General features: G+C 47.6%; 19 protein-coding genes and 1 tRNA gene. 9 read left to right on the top strand and 11 right to left on the bottom strand.

The features are described from left to right. Positions 1 to 40 precede the first annotated feature (40 nt). The 3 genes from MYB54_RS08275 to MYB54_RS08265 all read right to left on the bottom strand — a co-directional run bounded on the left by MYB54_RS08275 (position 41) and on the right by MYB54_RS08265 (position 3,312). Complete coding sequence (locus MYB54_RS08275; RefSeq protein WP_039464697.1) at positions 41 to 1,705, bottom strand: methyl-accepting chemotaxis protein; 1,665 nt, start codon at positions 1,703 to 1,705, stop codon at positions 41 to 43. 867 nt (positions 1,706 to 2,572) lie between these two features. Then, positions 2,573 to 2,854 carry a hypothetical protein gene (locus MYB54_RS08270; RefSeq protein ID WP_014915856.1) on the bottom strand — a complete coding sequence of 94 codons (282 nt, stop codon included), beginning with the start codon at positions 2,852 to 2,854 and terminating at the stop codon, positions 2,573 to 2,575. Positions 2,855 to 3,012: 158 nt separating this feature from the next. Continuing rightward, the gene (locus MYB54_RS08265) at positions 3,013 to 3,312 is read right to left on the bottom strand and encodes a hypothetical protein (RefSeq protein WP_071822597.1); all 300 of its coding nucleotides are present in this window, start codon (positions 3,310 to 3,312) and stop codon (positions 3,013 to 3,015) included. Between the two features lie 155 nt (positions 3,313 to 3,467). Between MYB54_RS08265 and MYB54_RS08260 the strand changes: the two genes are divergently transcribed. Continuing rightward, positions 3,468 to 3,653 carry a GhoT/OrtT family toxin gene (locus MYB54_RS08260; protein WP_039275654.1) on the top strand — a complete coding sequence of 62 codons (186 nt, stop codon included), beginning with the start codon at positions 3,468 to 3,470 and terminating at the stop codon, positions 3,651 to 3,653. Positions 3,654 to 3,720: 67 nt separating this feature from the next. Here the strand turns inward: MYB54_RS08260 and MYB54_RS08255 are convergent, their stop codons facing one another. The 4 genes from MYB54_RS08255 to MYB54_RS08240 all read right to left on the bottom strand — a co-directional run bounded on the left by MYB54_RS08255 (position 3,721) and on the right by MYB54_RS08240 (position 5,811). Beyond that, positions 3,721 to 4,149 (bottom strand): universal stress protein, encoded by a 429-nt coding sequence (locus MYB54_RS08255; protein ID WP_014915858.1) that lies wholly within the window; start codon positions 4,147 to 4,149, stop codon positions 3,721 to 3,723. A 166-nt stretch (positions 4,150 to 4,315) separates the two neighbouring features. After that, the gene (locus MYB54_RS08250) at positions 4,316 to 4,771 is read right to left on the bottom strand and encodes a GNAT family N-acetyltransferase (protein WP_014915859.1); all 456 of its coding nucleotides are present in this window, start codon (positions 4,769 to 4,771) and stop codon (positions 4,316 to 4,318) included. Positions 4,772 to 4,775: 4 nt separating this feature from the next. Further along, positions 4,776 to 5,300 carry an isochorismatase family protein gene (locus MYB54_RS08245; RefSeq protein WP_014915860.1) on the bottom strand — a complete coding sequence of 175 codons (525 nt, stop codon included), beginning with the start codon at positions 5,298 to 5,300 and terminating at the stop codon, positions 4,776 to 4,778. 88 nt (positions 5,301 to 5,388) lie between these two features. Next, positions 5,389 to 5,811, bottom strand: coding sequence for an NUDIX hydrolase (locus MYB54_RS08240; RefSeq protein WP_014915861.1), 423 nt, complete (start codon positions 5,809 to 5,811; stop codon positions 5,389 to 5,391). Positions 5,812 to 6,332: 521 nt separating this feature from the next. On the opposite strand from MYB54_RS08240, the gene MYB54_RS08235 reads away from it, so the two are divergent. After that, positions 6,333 to 6,587, top strand: coding sequence for a biofilm/acid-resistance regulator YmgB/AriR (locus tag MYB54_RS08235; RefSeq protein ID WP_014915862.1), 255 nt, complete (start codon positions 6,333 to 6,335; stop codon positions 6,585 to 6,587). A 387-nt stretch (positions 6,588 to 6,974) separates the two neighbouring features. On the opposite strand, the gene MYB54_RS08230 is transcribed toward MYB54_RS08235, so the two are convergent. Beyond that, positions 6,975 to 7,062, bottom strand: a tRNA-Ser gene (locus MYB54_RS08230). Positions 7,063 to 7,348: 286 nt separating this feature from the next. Here MYB54_RS08230 and yccA point away from each other — a divergent pair. Both yccA and tusE read left to right on the top strand, forming a co-directional pair. Beyond that, positions 7,349 to 8,008 carry an FtsH protease modulator YccA gene (gene yccA / locus MYB54_RS08225; RefSeq protein ID WP_010276064.1) on the top strand — a complete coding sequence of 220 codons (660 nt, stop codon included), beginning with the start codon at positions 7,349 to 7,351 and terminating at the stop codon, positions 8,006 to 8,008. Between the two features lie 109 nt (positions 8,009 to 8,117). Then, complete coding sequence (gene tusE / locus MYB54_RS08220; protein ID WP_014915863.1) at positions 8,118 to 8,447, top strand: sulfurtransferase TusE; 330 nt, start codon at positions 8,118 to 8,120, stop codon at positions 8,445 to 8,447. A gap of 12 nt (positions 8,448 to 8,459) precedes the next feature. Here tusE and yccX read toward each other — a convergent pair whose 3' ends face one another. Beyond that, the gene (gene yccX, locus MYB54_RS08215; protein ID WP_014915864.1) at positions 8,460 to 8,738 is read right to left on the bottom strand and encodes an acylphosphatase; all 279 of its coding nucleotides are present in this window, start codon (positions 8,736 to 8,738) and stop codon (positions 8,460 to 8,462) included. Positions 8,739 to 8,966: 228 nt separating this feature from the next. Here yccX and hspQ point away from each other — a divergent pair, with 228 nt between their 5' ends. Beyond that, a complete protein-coding gene (gene hspQ, locus MYB54_RS08210) occupies positions 8,967 to 9,275 on the top strand; it encodes a heat shock protein HspQ (protein ID WP_014915865.1) in 309 nt (102 codons plus the stop codon). A 78-nt stretch (positions 9,276 to 9,353) separates the two neighbouring features. Here the strand turns inward: hspQ and MYB54_RS08205 are convergent, their stop codons facing one another. Next, a complete protein-coding gene (locus tag MYB54_RS08205; RefSeq protein ID WP_014915866.1) occupies positions 9,354 to 9,767 on the bottom strand; it encodes a CoA-binding protein in 414 nt (137 codons plus the stop codon). A gap of 194 nt (positions 9,768 to 9,961) precedes the next feature. On the opposite strand from MYB54_RS08205, the gene MYB54_RS08200 reads away from it, so the two are divergent. Together MYB54_RS08200 and MYB54_RS08195 are read left to right on the top strand one after the other, a co-directional pair. Further along, positions 9,962 to 10,486 (top strand): DUF2057 family protein, encoded by a 525-nt coding sequence (locus MYB54_RS08200; RefSeq protein ID WP_014915867.1) that lies wholly within the window; start codon positions 9,962 to 9,964, stop codon positions 10,484 to 10,486. Between the two features lie 137 nt (positions 10,487 to 10,623). Continuing rightward, entirely contained in the window at positions 10,624 to 11,082 is a 459-nt protein-coding gene (locus MYB54_RS08195) for a methylglyoxal synthase (RefSeq protein WP_014915868.1), read from the top strand. A gap of 77 nt (positions 11,083 to 11,159) precedes the next feature. Here MYB54_RS08195 and helD read toward each other — a convergent pair whose 3' ends face one another. After that, positions 11,160 to 13,217, bottom strand: a complete 2,058-nt coding sequence (gene helD, locus MYB54_RS08190) for a DNA helicase IV (protein WP_014915869.1) — start codon at positions 13,215 to 13,217, stop codon at positions 11,160 to 11,162. Between the two features lie 197 nt (positions 13,218 to 13,414). Between helD and MYB54_RS08185 the strand changes: the two genes are divergently transcribed. Both MYB54_RS08185 and yccS read left to right on the top strand, forming a co-directional pair. Next, complete coding sequence (locus MYB54_RS08185; protein WP_010276031.1) at positions 13,415 to 13,861, top strand: YccF domain-containing protein; 447 nt, start codon at positions 13,415 to 13,417, stop codon at positions 13,859 to 13,861. A 20-nt stretch (positions 13,862 to 13,881) separates the two neighbouring features. Further along, positions 13,882 to 16,017 carry a YccS family putative transporter gene (gene yccS, locus MYB54_RS08180; protein ID WP_040043588.1) on the top strand — a complete coding sequence of 712 codons (2,136 nt, stop codon included), beginning with the start codon at positions 13,882 to 13,884 and terminating at the stop codon, positions 16,015 to 16,017. Positions 16,018 to 16,029 lie beyond the last annotated feature (12 nt).

Genomic DNA, 16,029 nt, shown 5'->3' with positions numbered 1-16,029 from the left:
CAATGGCGGTCAATCAGCAATACCGTTTAACGACAAAACGTTAGAACGTGGTCCAATCCGCTAACTCACCTTTGGCTGCTGTTTTTTCTGTACGACCATTTTTAGGGGCAGCCAGCGCGGGCGTTTCTGCTTTTCTATTTAATGTCGCACTTTTGTACGATGCACCAAGATTGAATACGCTGACCGTACGCGCGAGGCTATTGGCCTGATCCTGCAAAGAGAGCGCAGCGGCGGCAGATTCTTCAACCAGCGCGGCATTTTGCTGGGTTGTCGTATCAATCTGCCCAACGGCCAGGTTGATCTGGTTGATTCCATCACTTTGCTCACGGCTGGCCTGCGCAATTTCGCTGATGATTCCCGTTACGCCCTGCACATTCGTCACCAGTGAGTTCATCGTGATGCCAGTTTCTTCTACCAGCCCCATGCCGTCCTGCACTTTCTTGAACGAGTCATCAATAAGCTCTTTGATTTCTTTTGCCGCCGTAGCGCTTCGCTGAGCCAGCGCACGTACCTCACTGGCGACAACAGCAAATCCTCTGCCCTGTTCACCGGCACGTGCCGCTTCGACGGCCGCATTCAGCGCCAGAATGTTAGTTTGGAATGCAATGCCATCAATCACGCCGATAATTTCCGCCATACGCTGTGACGAATCACGAATACCACGCATTTCCTGCGTTACTGTTTCCATCATGGCACCGCTTTTTTTCACGGTTTCAGACGCGCTAGCCGCAAGATCTGTCGCCTGCGTCGTGTTATCGGCGGTATTTCTTATTGTCGACGTCAATTGTTCCATTGATGACGCCGTTTCTTCCAGCGAGCTTGCCTGTTCTTCCGTTCGGGCAGATAAGTCCTGGTTCCCCGCAGCGATTTGCGATGCGGCACTAGAGATCGTTTCTGCCCCATCGCGCACCTGGCTGACAATCTGCCTTAAGCTGCTGTTCATATTATTCAAGGCGGATAACAGCTGGCCGGTTTCATCTTTACGATCGGTATAAATTTCAGAGGTCAGATCGCCTTTCGCGACATTTTCGGCCACGCCCAGCGCTTCCTGTATGGGCTGAGTTACGCTACGGGTAATCAATGAAGCAATAATTAATCCAGCCAGCGCACTGATGATAATGATCGTAGCGAGGACCATCAGCGCATTTTTATAGCTTTCACCCACCTCTTGCGCTGAGGATGACATCTTATCATCCTGTATATCGATGAACTCGTTGACTTTGCTGGTATATTTCGCCTGAGTAACACGCGTTACGTTAAAGTATTCCTCTGCAGCCGCGTCGGTGTTCCCTGCTGAGACCAGTGCAGAGAGTTTGTTCGCTGAACCAAGGAAATCACGTCGGATATCGCTAATATCACGCAGCACCGCAACAGATTTATCATCATTTACCGACTGGTTCAGATACTCCATGAGTTCAGATATTTTCCCTGAACGCTCTTTGTTCAGCGCCAACTGTTTGTTAATTTCACTTTCTGATTTAAGGAGTAACAGCAATTGCTGATTATTGAGGTAACCGTTCAGCTCATCAATGAGCTTGTTACTTTTGACGGTGAGTGGATAGTTTTGCGAAACAATCTCATCCATTTTTTCGTGAAAATCACTTAGCTTTGAAATTGCAACGCTGCCAATTACCAAAAGCATTAATACCAGAAAAGAAAACCCCGCCCCTAATCGATATCCTATACGCCAGTTGGACAAACTCATTAACATCTCCTTAATTAATTTTCTCTATCTGTATAAAAATATATAATTAAAAAATTAATATTTATTTAATAAATACAGATAGCTCCAATACTCTTTTTCATAACAAAAAATACACATCTCTGGACAGATTATTTATATGCCCTGGTGAGAAACATAAACAATATGTAGATAGACATGCTCATCGAACCACATCCATCACAGTGCGGTCGAATGGGTCTAGCCAGATACGGCGCTCGGTACAAGACATCTGCACATACTGGCAGTGAAAAAAACGTCATCCTTTCCCCCTCATCTTTCACCGCACGCTCTCGTCCATAGCTGATTTTTTACATTCCCATATGCTCGATAAAACCCAGGAGCATTACCGCCACTAAAATTAGGGTTAAATAGCAGCGATAAGGGTGAATAAAAAACCAGAACACGCCTTCTTTACGCCGAAGGTGGTATCGGCCTTTTGTAGATAATCTTTATATTTTCTAACTTATGGCATTAATATCTATTAAATCGATCATTTTCTTATAATCTATCTATTTATAAGATATGTGTTTTTTCAGGGAGGATAAATATTGCATTTAGGATGTAACAACAAACTCAAAAACAAAAGGTAACAATTCATTATAAAATTAAATAAACACAATCTGAATTTATATTATGGCGATCGTGGAGAGTGGGTATATATGGGATTAGACGAATAAGTTGCAATAGTATACTTTCAAGTGATTTTCACTTTCTATACTAGCAGCATTACAGGCAGGATGCTTTGAGCAAAGAAACGCACCCAGAGGTCTTTTTATCAAGACCTCTGGGTGATTTAATTTTATTATTTACTTTTTGAATCAATCAGAGATTCAACGTCACATTTCAGTATTACTTTTTCTTGGAAGCCGCTTTGGATTTACCTTTCAGCAATTCCCGAACTTTCTTTAGCTCTTTCTGCGTTAACGGCGCTTCTGCTCCGACTTCTTCTGTACCCTGACTGTCCACTAATTCAGAAGACAACTCAGAGGTCTGGTGGCTTTCATCAAAGCTTCTCAGTAATCGGGCGCTGACTTCTGCACTGATAGATACTTCGTTTTCCAGGGCAGCCGCTTTGATTTTTTCTTTCAGCTCTGGGGAAATCTTCAGGGACAGACTAGATATCTCACTCATTTTATTACCTTTCTCATGGGGTAAAATAGTAAGCTATGACAGCCTGCAAGCAATGTCCATACTGAAATAAAAATTTAATATTTCTGTCACAGAAAAAGCGCAATCAGACTCTTAGCAAAGAGATTATTATTTCGCTATTTTTATTTCCCTGCCGAATACTATCTATTTCCGTTTTTCATTCTCCAATCGTCAATCATTTTCCGAGTCACTTCGTCTTTGTAACAGATGGGCGAATATCCTCCTGCCCGACTCCATGCGCTACGCTTACCGCACTTGCTGCCATTACGTGCTGAATTATAAGGGCAAGGACAATTACCAGAATAAGACGAAATCGATTCCTGAATGATCTGTTCTTTGATCTGCTCATCAGAAATTCGGACATTTTTCGCCATACTAGGCGTAGAAAGAGAAAACAGGGCCACAACACATACCATCGCAACAGCCAGCGTTGTTTTCATACCAAGGGTCTCATTTTAACCAGAGGATAATAACTGCTGTACAAGATACGTACCGCAGAACAATGTCACTCAACTACCCATTAAGAGTTAAAAAATTGATCGTAAAATATTAACAACATAAAATGCAGGTGCTGCGAGGATAAAAGGAAACAAACGTGCCACATCATTCCCCATGGGAACTCATTAAACTGACCTACATGATCGGCTTTGTCGTTTCCCTGATCGTGACGTTCTTGTTAAGTAAAGACAAATCCCTGCTCATCCGATTTTTTGCTTCGTTGATAGTCGGGCTAACCTGGCCGTTGAGCTTTCCCGTTGTCCTGCTGTTCTCCATTTTTTAAAGCGGCCTCACCGTAAGATTGCTGCCCCGTCACTAACCTCAGACGAGGCAGCAGCGTTATGCAAAAACTAGCGGACAACTAAGACTGACATTTTTGCATGGCGAACGATTGCTGCGGCATTTGAACCAAGTAGGTAGGTTTTCACATTCGGTCGCCGCGAACCAATGACAATTAAATCTGCATTAATCTCTTCCGCCAGCGCTAACACTTCGTCTCTGGCCGAACCAAAACTGACGCTACATGACAAACGCGAGGCAGGAAGGTCGATCGTTTTCATCAGTGATTTCAGCTTGTCATTCGCTTTCACCACTGCCTCATTCTCCAACTCTTTTATGCCAAAAGAATAAGCAGATAAAAACGCCGACGCATCTGGGAGGGAATGAAAGAGGTGGATTGCGGCACCCGACATTTTGGCCAACCTGACTGCATGCGTAAGCGCGTGTTTGGTGAGTTCATCTTCTTCTATATCTACTGGCACCAGAATGCTCGTGTACATAATCACCTCTCCCCTACGTGGATAACTGATTACCTGTCAGTCTGTAAGAAGCGTAGTCTGCCCCTCGTCAGCAAAATATGATCCCGTTCACTTTTACGCATGTTGCCTGCAACTTTTAACCCAATCGGCGCACAAAGTAAGCCGTTAGCTCACCTGTGGTTTTCCTTTAAAGCGATCGTGAATAGATACGTGACGATTCACCCCAGGGGTGATAGCCCATTCCGGTAAAGTGAAATCCATACCGTTCATAAAAACCGAGTAGCTCGGTGCATAAATGCAATGCAGAAAAACCAGCACGGCGAGCTTCCTGAGCAAGATGCTCAATCAACCGCCCCGCATAACCTTTGCCACGATAGTTCTCTTCAACGTAAAGCGCGCACAGCCAGGGATAAAGATCCATGCGGCTGATGAAATCATTGGTAATTAACCCTGCACCGCCAATAATTTGCCCATCCTTCTCCAGCAGATACCAATCTGGCAATGGGTTTTCCGCATCAATACAGTGACTGATACAGTCTTCGTAAAGCATCATCGTCTCATCTGATGCCCAGTGGCGTTGGAAGTACTGGATCGCCTGCTCTTTGTATTCGGGGCAATTTCTGACAGAAATAATATTCAGCATGGAACTAACGACTCATCTTCCATGAAGCAACGATGTGCTCCGTAGTTTCTACCGTAATCGTGTTGCCCGGAATAATAAAATTCCGCCACACGTCGTTGTAATGCGTGACGAGCTGTTCGGCTTTCAGTTCGCCGCGATTCGCCGTCGTGTGCGCATCGGCTGCAATCGTCAGCGCATAGCCTCGGCTGGCTGCATTCTTAATGGTTGCATCAACGCAATAGTCCGTCGCGCATCCGCAAATCGTTAGGTGGTTAACACCCAATTCAGCCAGCACATCGGCTAACGACGTGCGGTAAAATGCATCGCACGCCGTTTTGGTGATAAACAGACTTCCCTCTGGCTGATGCAGTTCAGGTAATAGCTGCCACCCATCGCTGCCAGACAACATGCCGTCTTCTTCATGCTGAATAAAAATCGTCCGATCTGCTGCATCTGAAAGCTGGTTTATCAATGCGACCGTCTGCGCTTGTCGCGCTCTTGGCGTTGAAAACACCGCATTTTGCATATCAATCACTATCAAAACCTGCATCTTTTTTTCCTTATTTCGATGCTTAACATCGGCACGGATTATCATTACGGATCAACGGCATGCCATCATCCCCACCAGTCAATTCCGACTAGATCATGTCCACTATACCATGAGGATAAAACTTGATTTCCCCTGAGCGCAGCAAATCAATATCAAACCAGCGGGTCACGATCGGAACACCGTTTGTCTCTATACCATGAATGATATCTTGTTGATAAAGAGACTCATCCTGAAATCTGGCCTCATAGACAAAGACAATCTCATGACCCGGCTTGCCATTGTAGGAGAAAATATTCTCTGAAACGCCCAACAGCGAAAAGTCCTTGGTCGCCGCACTGATTTCCTCCTGAACTTCCCTCTCCGCCGCGGCCTGCGACAGTTCGCCAAAATCGATGCCTCCACCGAGCGGCAACACATAGTGCTCATCTTTTATCGGGTCATGCCCTTCGGCTAACAGAATTTTGCCATTATTGCGGAAAAGACAAACTGCTTTTGCTCTGATCTTTTGCATGCCAACGCTCCAGGTAAACTACAGTTCTCTTTTGATAAAAAGACATTTTGATAAAGAGATACTTTTTGGGTAAACGGACAATTTTTGACAAAAAGACATTTATTGATAAACAGCATGTATCACAGATAAAATGTCATCTTCTTGTACAGATCAAAATCTTATAGGTCGTAATCAAAATGCATTAATAGTCTTTATGTTCAGTTAATGTTTTTCCCTGCCTCCTTTCCTCTCGTTATGTTTAACTTATTGAAGTTATGTATCTCGCATAATTATTTCAGACATAATATTGGTGGGAAACAAACAATTCATATTTATCCGCCTGACCATTGATCCCCGTCATCCTTTCACGTTTGGAAGCATTGCTGAGTAACGCTGTGTTTATTTATCTTATCGACTGGTTTTATGCGTATGATCGACTAAAGTTAAGTAACGATTTCTTCATGTCTGGCGGATAGCGCGTTCGTGCTGTCTGGCAAGACGTGCATTCACCCTGTCAGAAAGCGCTAAAGGGAGGAAAAGCAATGCATTCAGAGGTACCCCAAAACGAGCTCCCGATATCTGATGTTCTCAGTCTTGACTCTCAGATCAGCGATATGGAAATGCTTGGCAACATTGTGGAAGAGATCATTCAATCTGGTCATTCCGTCAGTAACAAGGCCATCATCGCTAAATTAGTCCACAAGATTGAAACAGAGGCCAATGCCGCTTTTCAGGAAAAATATCGCACATTGCTCGATCTGGTTGTTTATAAAACTCAGGATGATTTCCTGATTTAATCTGTAGTCAATACATCAATTTATCGTTTTCAGTCACATGCATGTTTTCCAGTTCAGTGCTTTATTTAATGTACGCAAGGCCGAACAGGAATAGGTAAGCAATAAATAACACCGGTATTTATATTGTTATTATTGAGCAATAATTATCGATTTATTAATAATAAATAACGCGATGCTTATTTATTTTTTACCAATCGTTAGTATTCATTTCTGAATGAATAGGTGATGGGAAAAACTCGCTTCGTGTCTTCACTACATGTTTCAACATGCTCAGCGCAGAAGTTGTTACGGACAATCGCCACATCAGCGCCATAAGGTAAAAAACGATTCTGGGATTTCATAGCACAAACGAAAACGGGCTAGCCTAAGCTAACCCGTTGAATTTTGTGGCGGAGGAGTAGAGATTCGAACTCTAGAACACTTTCGCGTCGCCGGTTTTCAAGACCGGTGCCTTCAACCACTCGGCCACTCCTCCGCAATGACGCGAACTATAAACAGTGTGTGAGATCTTGTAAAGCATCACAGCGCTCAATCGCCTGAAAAATAGCCTAACGCAGTGCAATTGGACGCAAAACCGTCACGCAGCAGATAAAATAGTGCAATTTATCTCCGATATCACACCACTTGCCGAACAAAACACAAGCGCTGGCAGAAAAATGAAAAATTTCAGCGTAAAGAAGGGTAAACCATCTTTAATAACGTCATGAAACTATTTACTCTTTGACATTGGATAATAGCACCCTGAAGAGAGAGTCGCTGATATGGATCGTATTGTTGTTTCTTCTACCCGTGAAAGCTCGCTACTCAGCACGCACAAAGTGCTGCGCAACACCTATTTCCTGCTGTCGCTGACACTGGGTTTTTCAGCCGTTACCGCCACGGCAAGCACCGTACTCAACCTGCCTGCCCCTGGCTTAATTCTGATGCTGGTTGGGTTTTATGGTCTGATGTTCCTGACGCACAAGCTGGCTAACAGCCCTGCAGGCATTCTGGCCGCGTTCGCACTGACCGGATTCATGGGCTATACGCTGGGCCCAATTTTAAGCTCGCTGATTTCCACCGGCGCAGGCGACATTGTCATGCTGGCGCTCGGCGGCACGGCGGTGGTGTTCTTCTGCTGTTCAGCTTATGTCTTAACGACACGTAAGGATATGTCCTTCCTGTCAGGCATGATGATGGCTGGATTTGTTGTCCTGGTTGTTGCCGTTATCGCCAATCTGTTCTTGCAGATTCCGGCTCTGCATCTGGCAATCAGCGCCCTGTTTATTCTGTTCTCTGCGGGTGCCATCCTGTGGGAGACCAGTAACATCATCCACGGTGGCGAAACCAACTACATCCGGGCGACAGTTAGCCTGTATGTCGCGATATACAATATCTTCGTTAGCCTGTTGAGCATTCTGGGCATCATGCGTAACGACTAAGCCCCATCTATCGCCGCACCAAGAAAGCCCCATCTGGGGCTTTTTTTATTCCGGTGCAGATAGAAAAATTTGGTAAACTGCGGGCTGAACTATCGCAGTCGGAGAGAAGATGTTGGAGTTTGAAGGGCGGACAATCGCAACTGACGCACAGGGTTACCTGATGGACAGCACCGCATGGAGTGAAACATTGGCTCCCGTGTTAGCTGAACAGGAAGGCATTGTGTTGACTGAACCGCATTGGGAAGTCGTCCGGTTTGTGCGGAATTTTTATCAGGAGTTCAATACGTCACCCGCGATACGCATGCTGGTTAAGGCAATGGCGCAAAAGTATGGTGAGGAGAAAGGAAATAGCCGCTACCTGTACAAACTGTTCCCGAAAGGGCCAGCCAAGCAGGCAACTAAAATCGCCGGCTTACCCAAACCGGTGAAATGCATCTAGTGTCACTCAGGTTCAATAGCGGATCGTAAACCCTTCATAGTCCGCCTTGCCATGTGGCTCAATAAGCACCTTATCCACTCTGGCGCTTCGTGGGCCTCCTTGCTTCAGCCACTCAATCAACGCTTCTACCGCATGAGGTTCACCGCTTGCTACCACCTCCACGCTGCCATCATCACAATTGCGTGCATATCCATTGAGCCCAAGCTGCCTAGCCTGATGCTGCGTGCTGTAACGAAATCCAACGCCCTGAACCACACCATAGACATAGGCGACCGTCGCTATCTTTGCCATCTTCTTCCCCCCCCTTTCCTACCCTGCAACCACACAACATTTCATTAGCAGACCTGTATCTTCTAAAAATTTACACCATACTGTTAATAATGTGTTCAGCCAGCGATTCATCAACGAGCACATGACTTGAAAAACGCTGTACGCTAAAAGGCGTTATCGGATGCGGTTATTTTTCCTTCACGCCATCCGCAACGAGTAGAAAGTGTAATCTATTTCCAGGGGGGTGATATGATCATCTGTAAATTTGGTATCGGACAACAGATTCGTCATAAACAACTGGGATTTCCGGGGGTTGTGATTGATATCGATCCCGAATACTCATTAGACACGCCCACCTGGGAAGAAATTAGCGGCAATGACACGCCGCGCTCCGAACCGTGGTACCACGTTGTGATGGAAGATGACGAAGGCCAACCGATTCATACTTATCTGGCAGAAGCGCAGCTGATGAAGGAAGAGATTTCTGAGCATGACCACCCTTCGCTAAACGAATTAGCCGAGGTCATTCAACGCCGCGCGCCACAGCTGCGCCATTAGTTTTTCACTAACAGCAGATGCAATCACCAAAGGCAGGCATTGGCGATGTTGTGATATTCAGCATCGCCTATCTGCAACTTATTTCTCCAACCCCAGCCGCGGGATTTCAATTTTCGGACAGCGATCCATTACGACTGTTAGCCCGGCATCGTGAGCCAAAATTGCAGCTTGCTCATTAATGACACCAATCTGTAGCCACAGAACGGTAGCGCCGATGGCGATGGCCTCTTTGGCAATCTCATAGGCCGCTTCCGGCTGGCGAAAAACATCGACCATATCAACTGGTTTAGGAATATCCTCTAAGCTGGCATACGCTTTTTGACCTAAAAGCGTCTGACCGGCCAGTTTGGGGCTAACAGGGATAACGTCGTAGCCCTGCTTAAGCAAATATGCCATCACGCCATAGCTCGGACGGGATGGATTATCGCTGGCCCCCACTACCGCAATGGTTTTTACCGTTTTCAGTACAGACTCAATCTCTCTGTCATTCATGCTATTCAACCTCTCTTGCGTGATTGATTACAGTGTATCGCACATTCTACGAATAGCATGAAATGGCTTAAGGCCACCTCCATCTGCGCCCTATAGCGCGAAAAATGCCATAACAGCCTGTTTCAAATTGAAACCTTTGACACATTCAGACAATTCCTCAACAATACTCGGATTACGTTCCATCTGGGAAAATTATGAAATTCGGCTTCATCACTGTCTGCCTTGTTATTGCAGGTTTAAATACCTCTGCAATGGCGGCAACAACGTTGAAATTAGATCAGAAAATCGATCTCCTTATGGTTGACGGGCAAAAGATGTCAGGCTCGTTGCTGAAAGGTGCCGATAGCCTCGAACTTGGCAGTGGTCAACACCAGATTCTGTTCAAAGTCGTCGATACTGTCGATGCCCAGACCGGTGCGCCAGCGACCTATTTCCCTTCAACCTTTATTGCGACCTTTAACACGGAAAAAGTGGCATCGGTGTCATTCAAGCTACCACCGTTGCAAACCCTTCAGGATCGCAAAAATTTTACCGCCCAGCCTCAATATCAATTGCTTGATGAAAAAAACCAGGCTATCCCCGTGCGTACAGATGCGTTTGTGATCGCAGACAATGAGCTACTCGATATAGAGCGAAAAATGTCAGAGTACAACGCGGCGGCGAACGGGGCTTCAGTTGCGGGCTTTGCTACCGCACTGAATGAATCCGTAAGCTGGTGATTTTACGCGCAGTCACATCTGATTTTTGATACCCGTTCGCCTTTTCCTGCTTTTATCGCTTTGCACTGAAACTCCGTTTCCGTAATCTGTCTGTACCCTAGCGTCAGCTTTACTACACCAGATTGAAGGACGTAACCATGGAGTTCACCACCCGTACCATCCCCGCGCAAAAACATATCGCGCTGGTCGCACACGACCACTGTAAACAATCTTTGCTGGATTGGGTTGGTACGAATAAACAACAGCTCACAGAGCACACGCTTTACGCTACCGGAACCACCGGCAACCTGATTCAGTTGAACACGGGCCTGCCCGTAAAAAGCATGCTAAGTGGACCGATGGGGGGTGACCAGCAAGTTGGCGCACTCATTTCCGAAGGGAAAATCGATTTAATGATCTTCTTTTGGGATCCGCTTAACGCCGTACCACACGATCCCGATGTGAAGGCGCTGCTGAGACTGGCTACAGTTTGGAACATTCCTGTTGCTACCAACCGGGCAACGGCGGATTTCCTGATTAACTCAGCGCTATTTAAAGAATCCGTTCAAATCGCCATTCCTGATTATCAGCGCTACTTGCAAGATCGTCTGAAATAATATCAGTGCATCACAATGGACCAGCGGCGTACTACGCTGTCGACGCTGGTCTCTTCTGTTCTACTTTTCTCTTTTCGTTATCCCGGCTTACGCTGCGTCGGTACACCTAAACGATGGAGATGTTCAATAAACACCGATGGATTCGCCACATCCTGTAGCAACCACACGCGATGTTTCGCCCTTGTCAACGCCACATAGAGCAAACGCCGCTCTTCCGCATCGGGGAAGTCCTCCGGTTCAGGTAACAGCACCGCCTCAATCACAGACTCTCTTGCCGGCGCCGGGAAGCCGTCCTTCCCTTCATGCATGCCTACGATAATGACATATTCCGCCTGCTGCCCTTTACTGGCATGCACCGTCATGAAATCAATGTGCAAATTCGGCCATTTGGTTGCCGCCTTCTCCAAAATCGCCGGGCGTAAATGGTGATAACGCGCAAGCACGAGAATGCGTTCATCAGCTTTCACAAAACCGCTCAGTTTATCCAGAAGTGGCTCAAGCTGCTCCTGAGGCAGAATAGTCACCGCTTTTTTATCTCCCTTACTCAGGCTATTAAGCGGTTTCTTCAACTGATACGGGTTTTGCTGTATGAACGTGTTGGCGATTTCACCAATGCGTTCATTAAAGCGATAGGTCGTATCCAGCGCGCATTGCTCGCCTACGCCGAAATGCTGTTCAAATGCCGTCGTCAACGCCAGCTCAGCACCGCTAAAACGGTAAATGGCCTGCCAGTCATCCCCGACGGCAAAAAGACAGGTACGGCTATTTTGTCGACGCAGAGCTGCAAGCAAGCTCGCACGCTGTGGCGAAATATCCTGAAATTCGTCCACCAGAATGTGCTTCCAAGGGCTTACAAAGCGACCTTTATCCAGCAAGTTCACGGCCTGATGGATAAGGCCAGAGAAGTCGACGGCGTTCTCGTCCTTAAGCGCTTTTTTCCAGGCTTTCAACAGCGGTGCCATCAGGCGAATGCGTTGCTGAAACTCCGCCCGAATGGATTCTGGTGCCTGCTCAACCATTTCACTCTGGCTGCCGCCGTGCATACGCATCAATCCCAACCAGCGCTCAAGTCGCCCGGCCAACCGCCCTGCCAGCTTCGGGTCGTTCCAGAAATCGCCTTCTGGTACATCCCATTCCAGCTCTTCCGTTAACCAGCGTCGCCACCCGTTAGCCTGCGTTTTTTTCTCTGCACACTGCTGCTGCCAATGAGAAACCAGCAGTTCGCGACGCTGTTTCGCATCACTTTCCAGTTGGCTTATCATCGGGGCCTTGCGGCTAGCCTGCTGAATAATGTGCAATGCCAGCGCATGGAACGTCTTAGCCTGAATCTCATCCGTATGAAGCCGCTCCCGAATGCGATCGTTCATCTCTTCTGCCGCTTTACGACCAAATGCCAGTAGCAAAATTTGATCGGGCGTGGCCTCCTGTCGGTGCATTAACCACGCCGCTCGGGCCACCAGCACGGAGGTTTTTCCGCTGCCTGCGCCCGCCAGTACCAGTACGCCTTCTTCGCCATTGATCACCGCTTTACTCTGCGACACATTTAATGGCGAACTCTCCACCGTTTCAAAGAAAGGCTGCTCTGCCGCCAGTGTGCGATCCATCCATGCCTGATTCACCGCAGTGCGCATCTCATCACCCTGCTCAAGCCAGCGTAAGCAGTGCCAGTAGTTATCACGGCAATTATCAAAAGTCTCAAGACGAGAAACAGGCAGGGGCAAAGCCCCCAGCGAATCGCGAATGGCATTCTGCAACGTAGTCAGAGCCTGACGGCTAAACCATTTGTCCTGCTGCGTCAGCGTGTGAATAGTGTCCGTTTGGCGCTGTAAAACTTCAGCGCTGATCAGACTCATCTCCTCACTCCAGTCGAGCCAGGATTTAAGAAGATGGCGGTAAAAAGCCTGCGTTTCCTGCCACTCTGTTCCATGCAGGCGCACCACTTTTCCGGCTGGCAATTCAAATTCCAGCTCTCCCCACACCAGGCCTCTTTTACAATGAATACTCAGTAACTGATTAAAGGGGATCAGGTATTGATGTTTATCGCCACTCACTTCGACACCGGCATTCAGTAACCGCACCCGATTGTAAGGATGCTGGGCCAGATGTTTACCTAACGAGGTAGATTTCAGTTCCATGATGTTCGCGCCATGACTATGTGAGAGGTTATTTGTCCATTTTTTGTCGTTTATCTGTTCCCTAGTTTACCCGTTATCGGACTTCACGCTCTAGCCTTAAAAACAGGTTAGGATATCCTGATGCTTAATGTGATAATTCTTTTACCATCAGCGAGTTTGGGACGTTATCTGGTTACCTTACAAGTACAGGAGAGACTATGCGTACTGTGTTGAATATCCTTAATTTCGTATTAGGTGGTTTTTTCACCACGTTAGCCTGGCTTCTGGCAACAGTCGTCAGCGTGCTGCTGATTTTTACTTTACCGCTAACGCGTTCATGCTGGGAAATCACCAAGCTGTCGCTCTTACCTTATGGCAATGAAGCGATCCATGTTGATGAGCTACGCCCAGATGAAAAGAGCGCAATTCTCAGCGCTGGCGGATCGCTACTGAATATCTTCTGGTTCATTTTCTTTGGCTGGTGGCTTTGCCTGTCGCACATCATTACAGGCATCGCACAGTGCATTACGATCATTGGCATTCCTGTTGGCATCGCCAATTTTAAAATTGCCGCCATCGCGCTGTGGCCAGTAGGGCGTCGCGTGGTTTCCGTCGAACTGGCGCAGGCAGCCAGGGAAAACAATGCCCGCCGCCACTTTCGCTAACGGCATCTAAGGATATTACGTTGCTCACCTTCGCCTCAGGAATTCGCCGCTATGTGTATAACAGCAGTTGGCTGTATACCATTCGCATCTTTATTGCACTGAGTGGTGCGGCGGCAGTTCCCTGGTGGCTGGGTCAGCCAACATCGACAATCCCCGTAACGCTTGGCGTCGTCGCGGCCGCCCTCACCGACCTTGACGATCGCCTCACCGGGCGTCTGCGTAATTTGTTCATTACGCTGGCCTGTTTTTTTGTCGCTTCCGTCTCGATCGAACTGCTTTTTCCCCACCCCTGGCTATTTGGTCTTGGTCTGGCGGTATCGACCTGCGGCTTTATTCTGCTCGGCGCATTAGGGCAACGCTATGCAACCATCGCATTCGGCGCATTGCTGATCGCGATTTACACCATGCTGGGCATATCCCTTTACGACAATTGGTATCAGCAGCCCATCATGCTGCTGATCGGGGCCTCGTGGTACAACCTGCTGACACTATTCGGCCATGTGATTTTCCCCATCCGCCCGTTGCAGGACAACCTCGCACAGTGTTATCAGCAGTTGGCACGCTATCTGGATGCCAAAGCCAACCTCTTCGATCCCGATATTGAGGAAGAAACTGACAAGCCCTTAATTGATGTCGCGATGGCAAACAGCCAACTGGTTGCGACACTCAATCAGACCAAGTCATCGCTGTTAACTCGCCTGCGGGGCGATCGCGGCCAGCGTGGAACGCGTCAAACGCTGCACTACTATTTCGTCGCACAGGATATTCACGAACGGGCCAGTTCATCGCATGTTTACTATCCGCAATTGCGTGAGAAACTGCGTTATAGCGACGTCCTATTTCGCTTTCAGCGCCTGCTGAGTAGGCAGGCCAAAGCCTGTCAGCAGCTATCGCAATCCATTCTGCTGCACCAAAAATATCAGCATGACGGCCGCATTGAGCGGGCTTTCGTACATCTTGAATCCGCTATTGCGCGTATCGCTGCCAACAACATGGCAGATGCCTCGCAAATTAAGGCACTCACTTATCTATTAAATAATTTACGCGCCATTGATGCCCAGCTAGCGACTATCGAATCCGAACAGGCCATTGAGCAAGAGAACAACCCGGAAAACACGCTGGCAGACGACAAAATCACGGGCTGGAGTGACATCCGCTTACGTATTAGCCGCCACCTGACGCCGCAGTCAGCACTGTTTCGTCATGCTATCCGTATGTCCGTGCTGCTCTGTAGCGGCTACGCATTAATTCAGATAACGGGCTTGCAACACGGTTACTGGATCCTGCTCACCAGCCTGTTTGTTTGTCAGCCCAACTATAATGCCACTCGGCGGCGACTGACGTTGAGAATCATCGGGACATTGACCGGTATTTTGCTCGGCTTACCCATCCTGTACTTCGTTCCTTCGCTGGAAGGACAGCTCACGTTGATCGTTATTAGCGGCGTACTATTTTTCGCTTTTCGCAACGTGCAGTACGCCCACGCGACCATGTTTATTACGCTGCTCGTCCTGCTCTGTTTCAACCTGTTGGGTGAAGGCTTTGACGTTGCGGTGCCACGCATCATTGATACGCTACTCGGGTGTGCCATCGCCTGGGCGGCGGTGAGTTTTATTTGGCCGGACTGGCGCTTTCGCGGTCTGCCAACCGTCATCAATAAGACACTGGACGCTAACTGCCGTTATCTTGATGCGATCATGGTTCAATATTATCAGGGGAAAGATAATAGCCTGCCTTATCGTATTGCCCGCCGCGATGCGCATAACTGCGATGCCGAACTGGCATCCGTTGTGTCGAATATGTCTTCAGAACCTCATGCGACCAGAAGCAAGCTGGACAGCGCATTCCGCTTTATGTGCCTGAATCATACGTTGCTAAGCTATATTTCGACGCTCGGCGCACACCGCGGGAAAATTACCTCAACGGAAACGCTGCAATTGCTGGATGATGCCGTTTGTCATGTTGATGGTGCGCTACACTGTAGCGAAGAGGAAAGTTTACGTATCAATCAGGGATTGAAAACCATTACCGCCAGTCTTCAATCCCTCTCACCCGAGTCAGACAGTAAAGAATCATTAATTATTCAGCAAATCGGCCTGTTGATCGGTCTCTTACCTGAACTCGTACAGCTAAAAAATGACATGATGACACAGTGAAACAGACGCATC

This window comes from Pectobacterium nicotianae (assembly GCF_023272715.1).
Classification (GTDB): domain Bacteria; phylum Pseudomonadota; class Gammaproteobacteria; order Enterobacterales; family Enterobacteriaceae; genus Pectobacterium; species Pectobacterium brasiliense.
This window is presented reverse-complemented; position numbering and strand designations above follow the sequence as displayed.

Excerpts from the sequence above, each read along its gene's own strand:
- helD (WP_014915869.1), bottom strand. The coding sequence starts at position 13,217 with ATGGAACTGAAATCTACCTCGTTAGGTAAACATCTGGCCCAGCATCCT.
- yccX (WP_014915864.1), bottom strand. The coding sequence starts at position 8,738 with ATGGCAAAGATAGCGACGGTCGCCTATGTCTATGGTGTGGTTCAGGGC.
- MYB54_RS08275 (WP_039464697.1), bottom strand. The coding sequence starts at position 1,705 with ATGAGTTTGTCCAACTGGCGTATAGGATATCGATTAGGGGCGGGGTTT.
- hspQ (WP_014915865.1), top strand. The coding sequence starts at position 8,967 with ATGATCATCTGTAAATTTGGTATCGGACAACAGATTCGTCATAAACAA.
- tusE (WP_014915863.1), top strand. The coding sequence starts at position 8,118 with ATGTTGGAGTTTGAAGGGCGGACAATCGCAACTGACGCACAGGGTTAC.
- MYB54_RS08265 (WP_071822597.1), bottom strand. The coding sequence starts at position 3,312 with ATGAAAACAACGCTGGCTGTTGCGATGGTATGTGTTGTGGCCCTGTTT.
- MYB54_RS08185 (WP_010276031.1), top strand. The coding sequence starts at position 13,415 with ATGCGTACTGTGTTGAATATCCTTAATTTCGTATTAGGTGGTTTTTTC.
- yccA (WP_010276064.1), top strand. The coding sequence starts at position 7,349 with ATGGATCGTATTGTTGTTTCTTCTACCCGTGAAAGCTCGCTACTCAGC.
- MYB54_RS08270 (WP_014915856.1), bottom strand. The coding sequence starts at position 2,854 with ATGAGTGAGATATCTAGTCTGTCCCTGAAGATTTCCCCAGAGCTGAAA.
- MYB54_RS08240 (WP_014915861.1), bottom strand. The coding sequence starts at position 5,811 with ATGCAAAAGATCAGAGCAAAAGCAGTTTGTCTTTTCCGCAATAATGGC.
- MYB54_RS08250 (WP_014915859.1), bottom strand. The coding sequence starts at position 4,771 with ATGCTGAATATTATTTCTGTCAGAAATTGCCCCGAATACAAAGAGCAG.
- MYB54_RS08255 (WP_014915858.1), bottom strand. The coding sequence starts at position 4,149 with ATGTACACGAGCATTCTGGTGCCAGTAGATATAGAAGAAGATGAACTC.
- MYB54_RS08235 (WP_014915862.1), top strand. The coding sequence starts at position 6,333 with ATGCATTCAGAGGTACCCCAAAACGAGCTCCCGATATCTGATGTTCTC.
- MYB54_RS08245 (WP_014915860.1), bottom strand. The coding sequence starts at position 5,300 with ATGCAGGTTTTGATAGTGATTGATATGCAAAATGCGGTGTTTTCAACG.
- MYB54_RS08205 (WP_014915866.1), bottom strand. The coding sequence starts at position 9,767 with ATGAATGACAGAGAGATTGAGTCTGTACTGAAAACGGTAAAAACCATT.
- MYB54_RS08195 (WP_014915868.1), top strand. The coding sequence starts at position 10,624 with ATGGAGTTCACCACCCGTACCATCCCCGCGCAAAAACATATCGCGCTG.
- MYB54_RS08200 (WP_014915867.1), top strand. The coding sequence starts at position 9,962 with ATGAAATTCGGCTTCATCACTGTCTGCCTTGTTATTGCAGGTTTAAAT.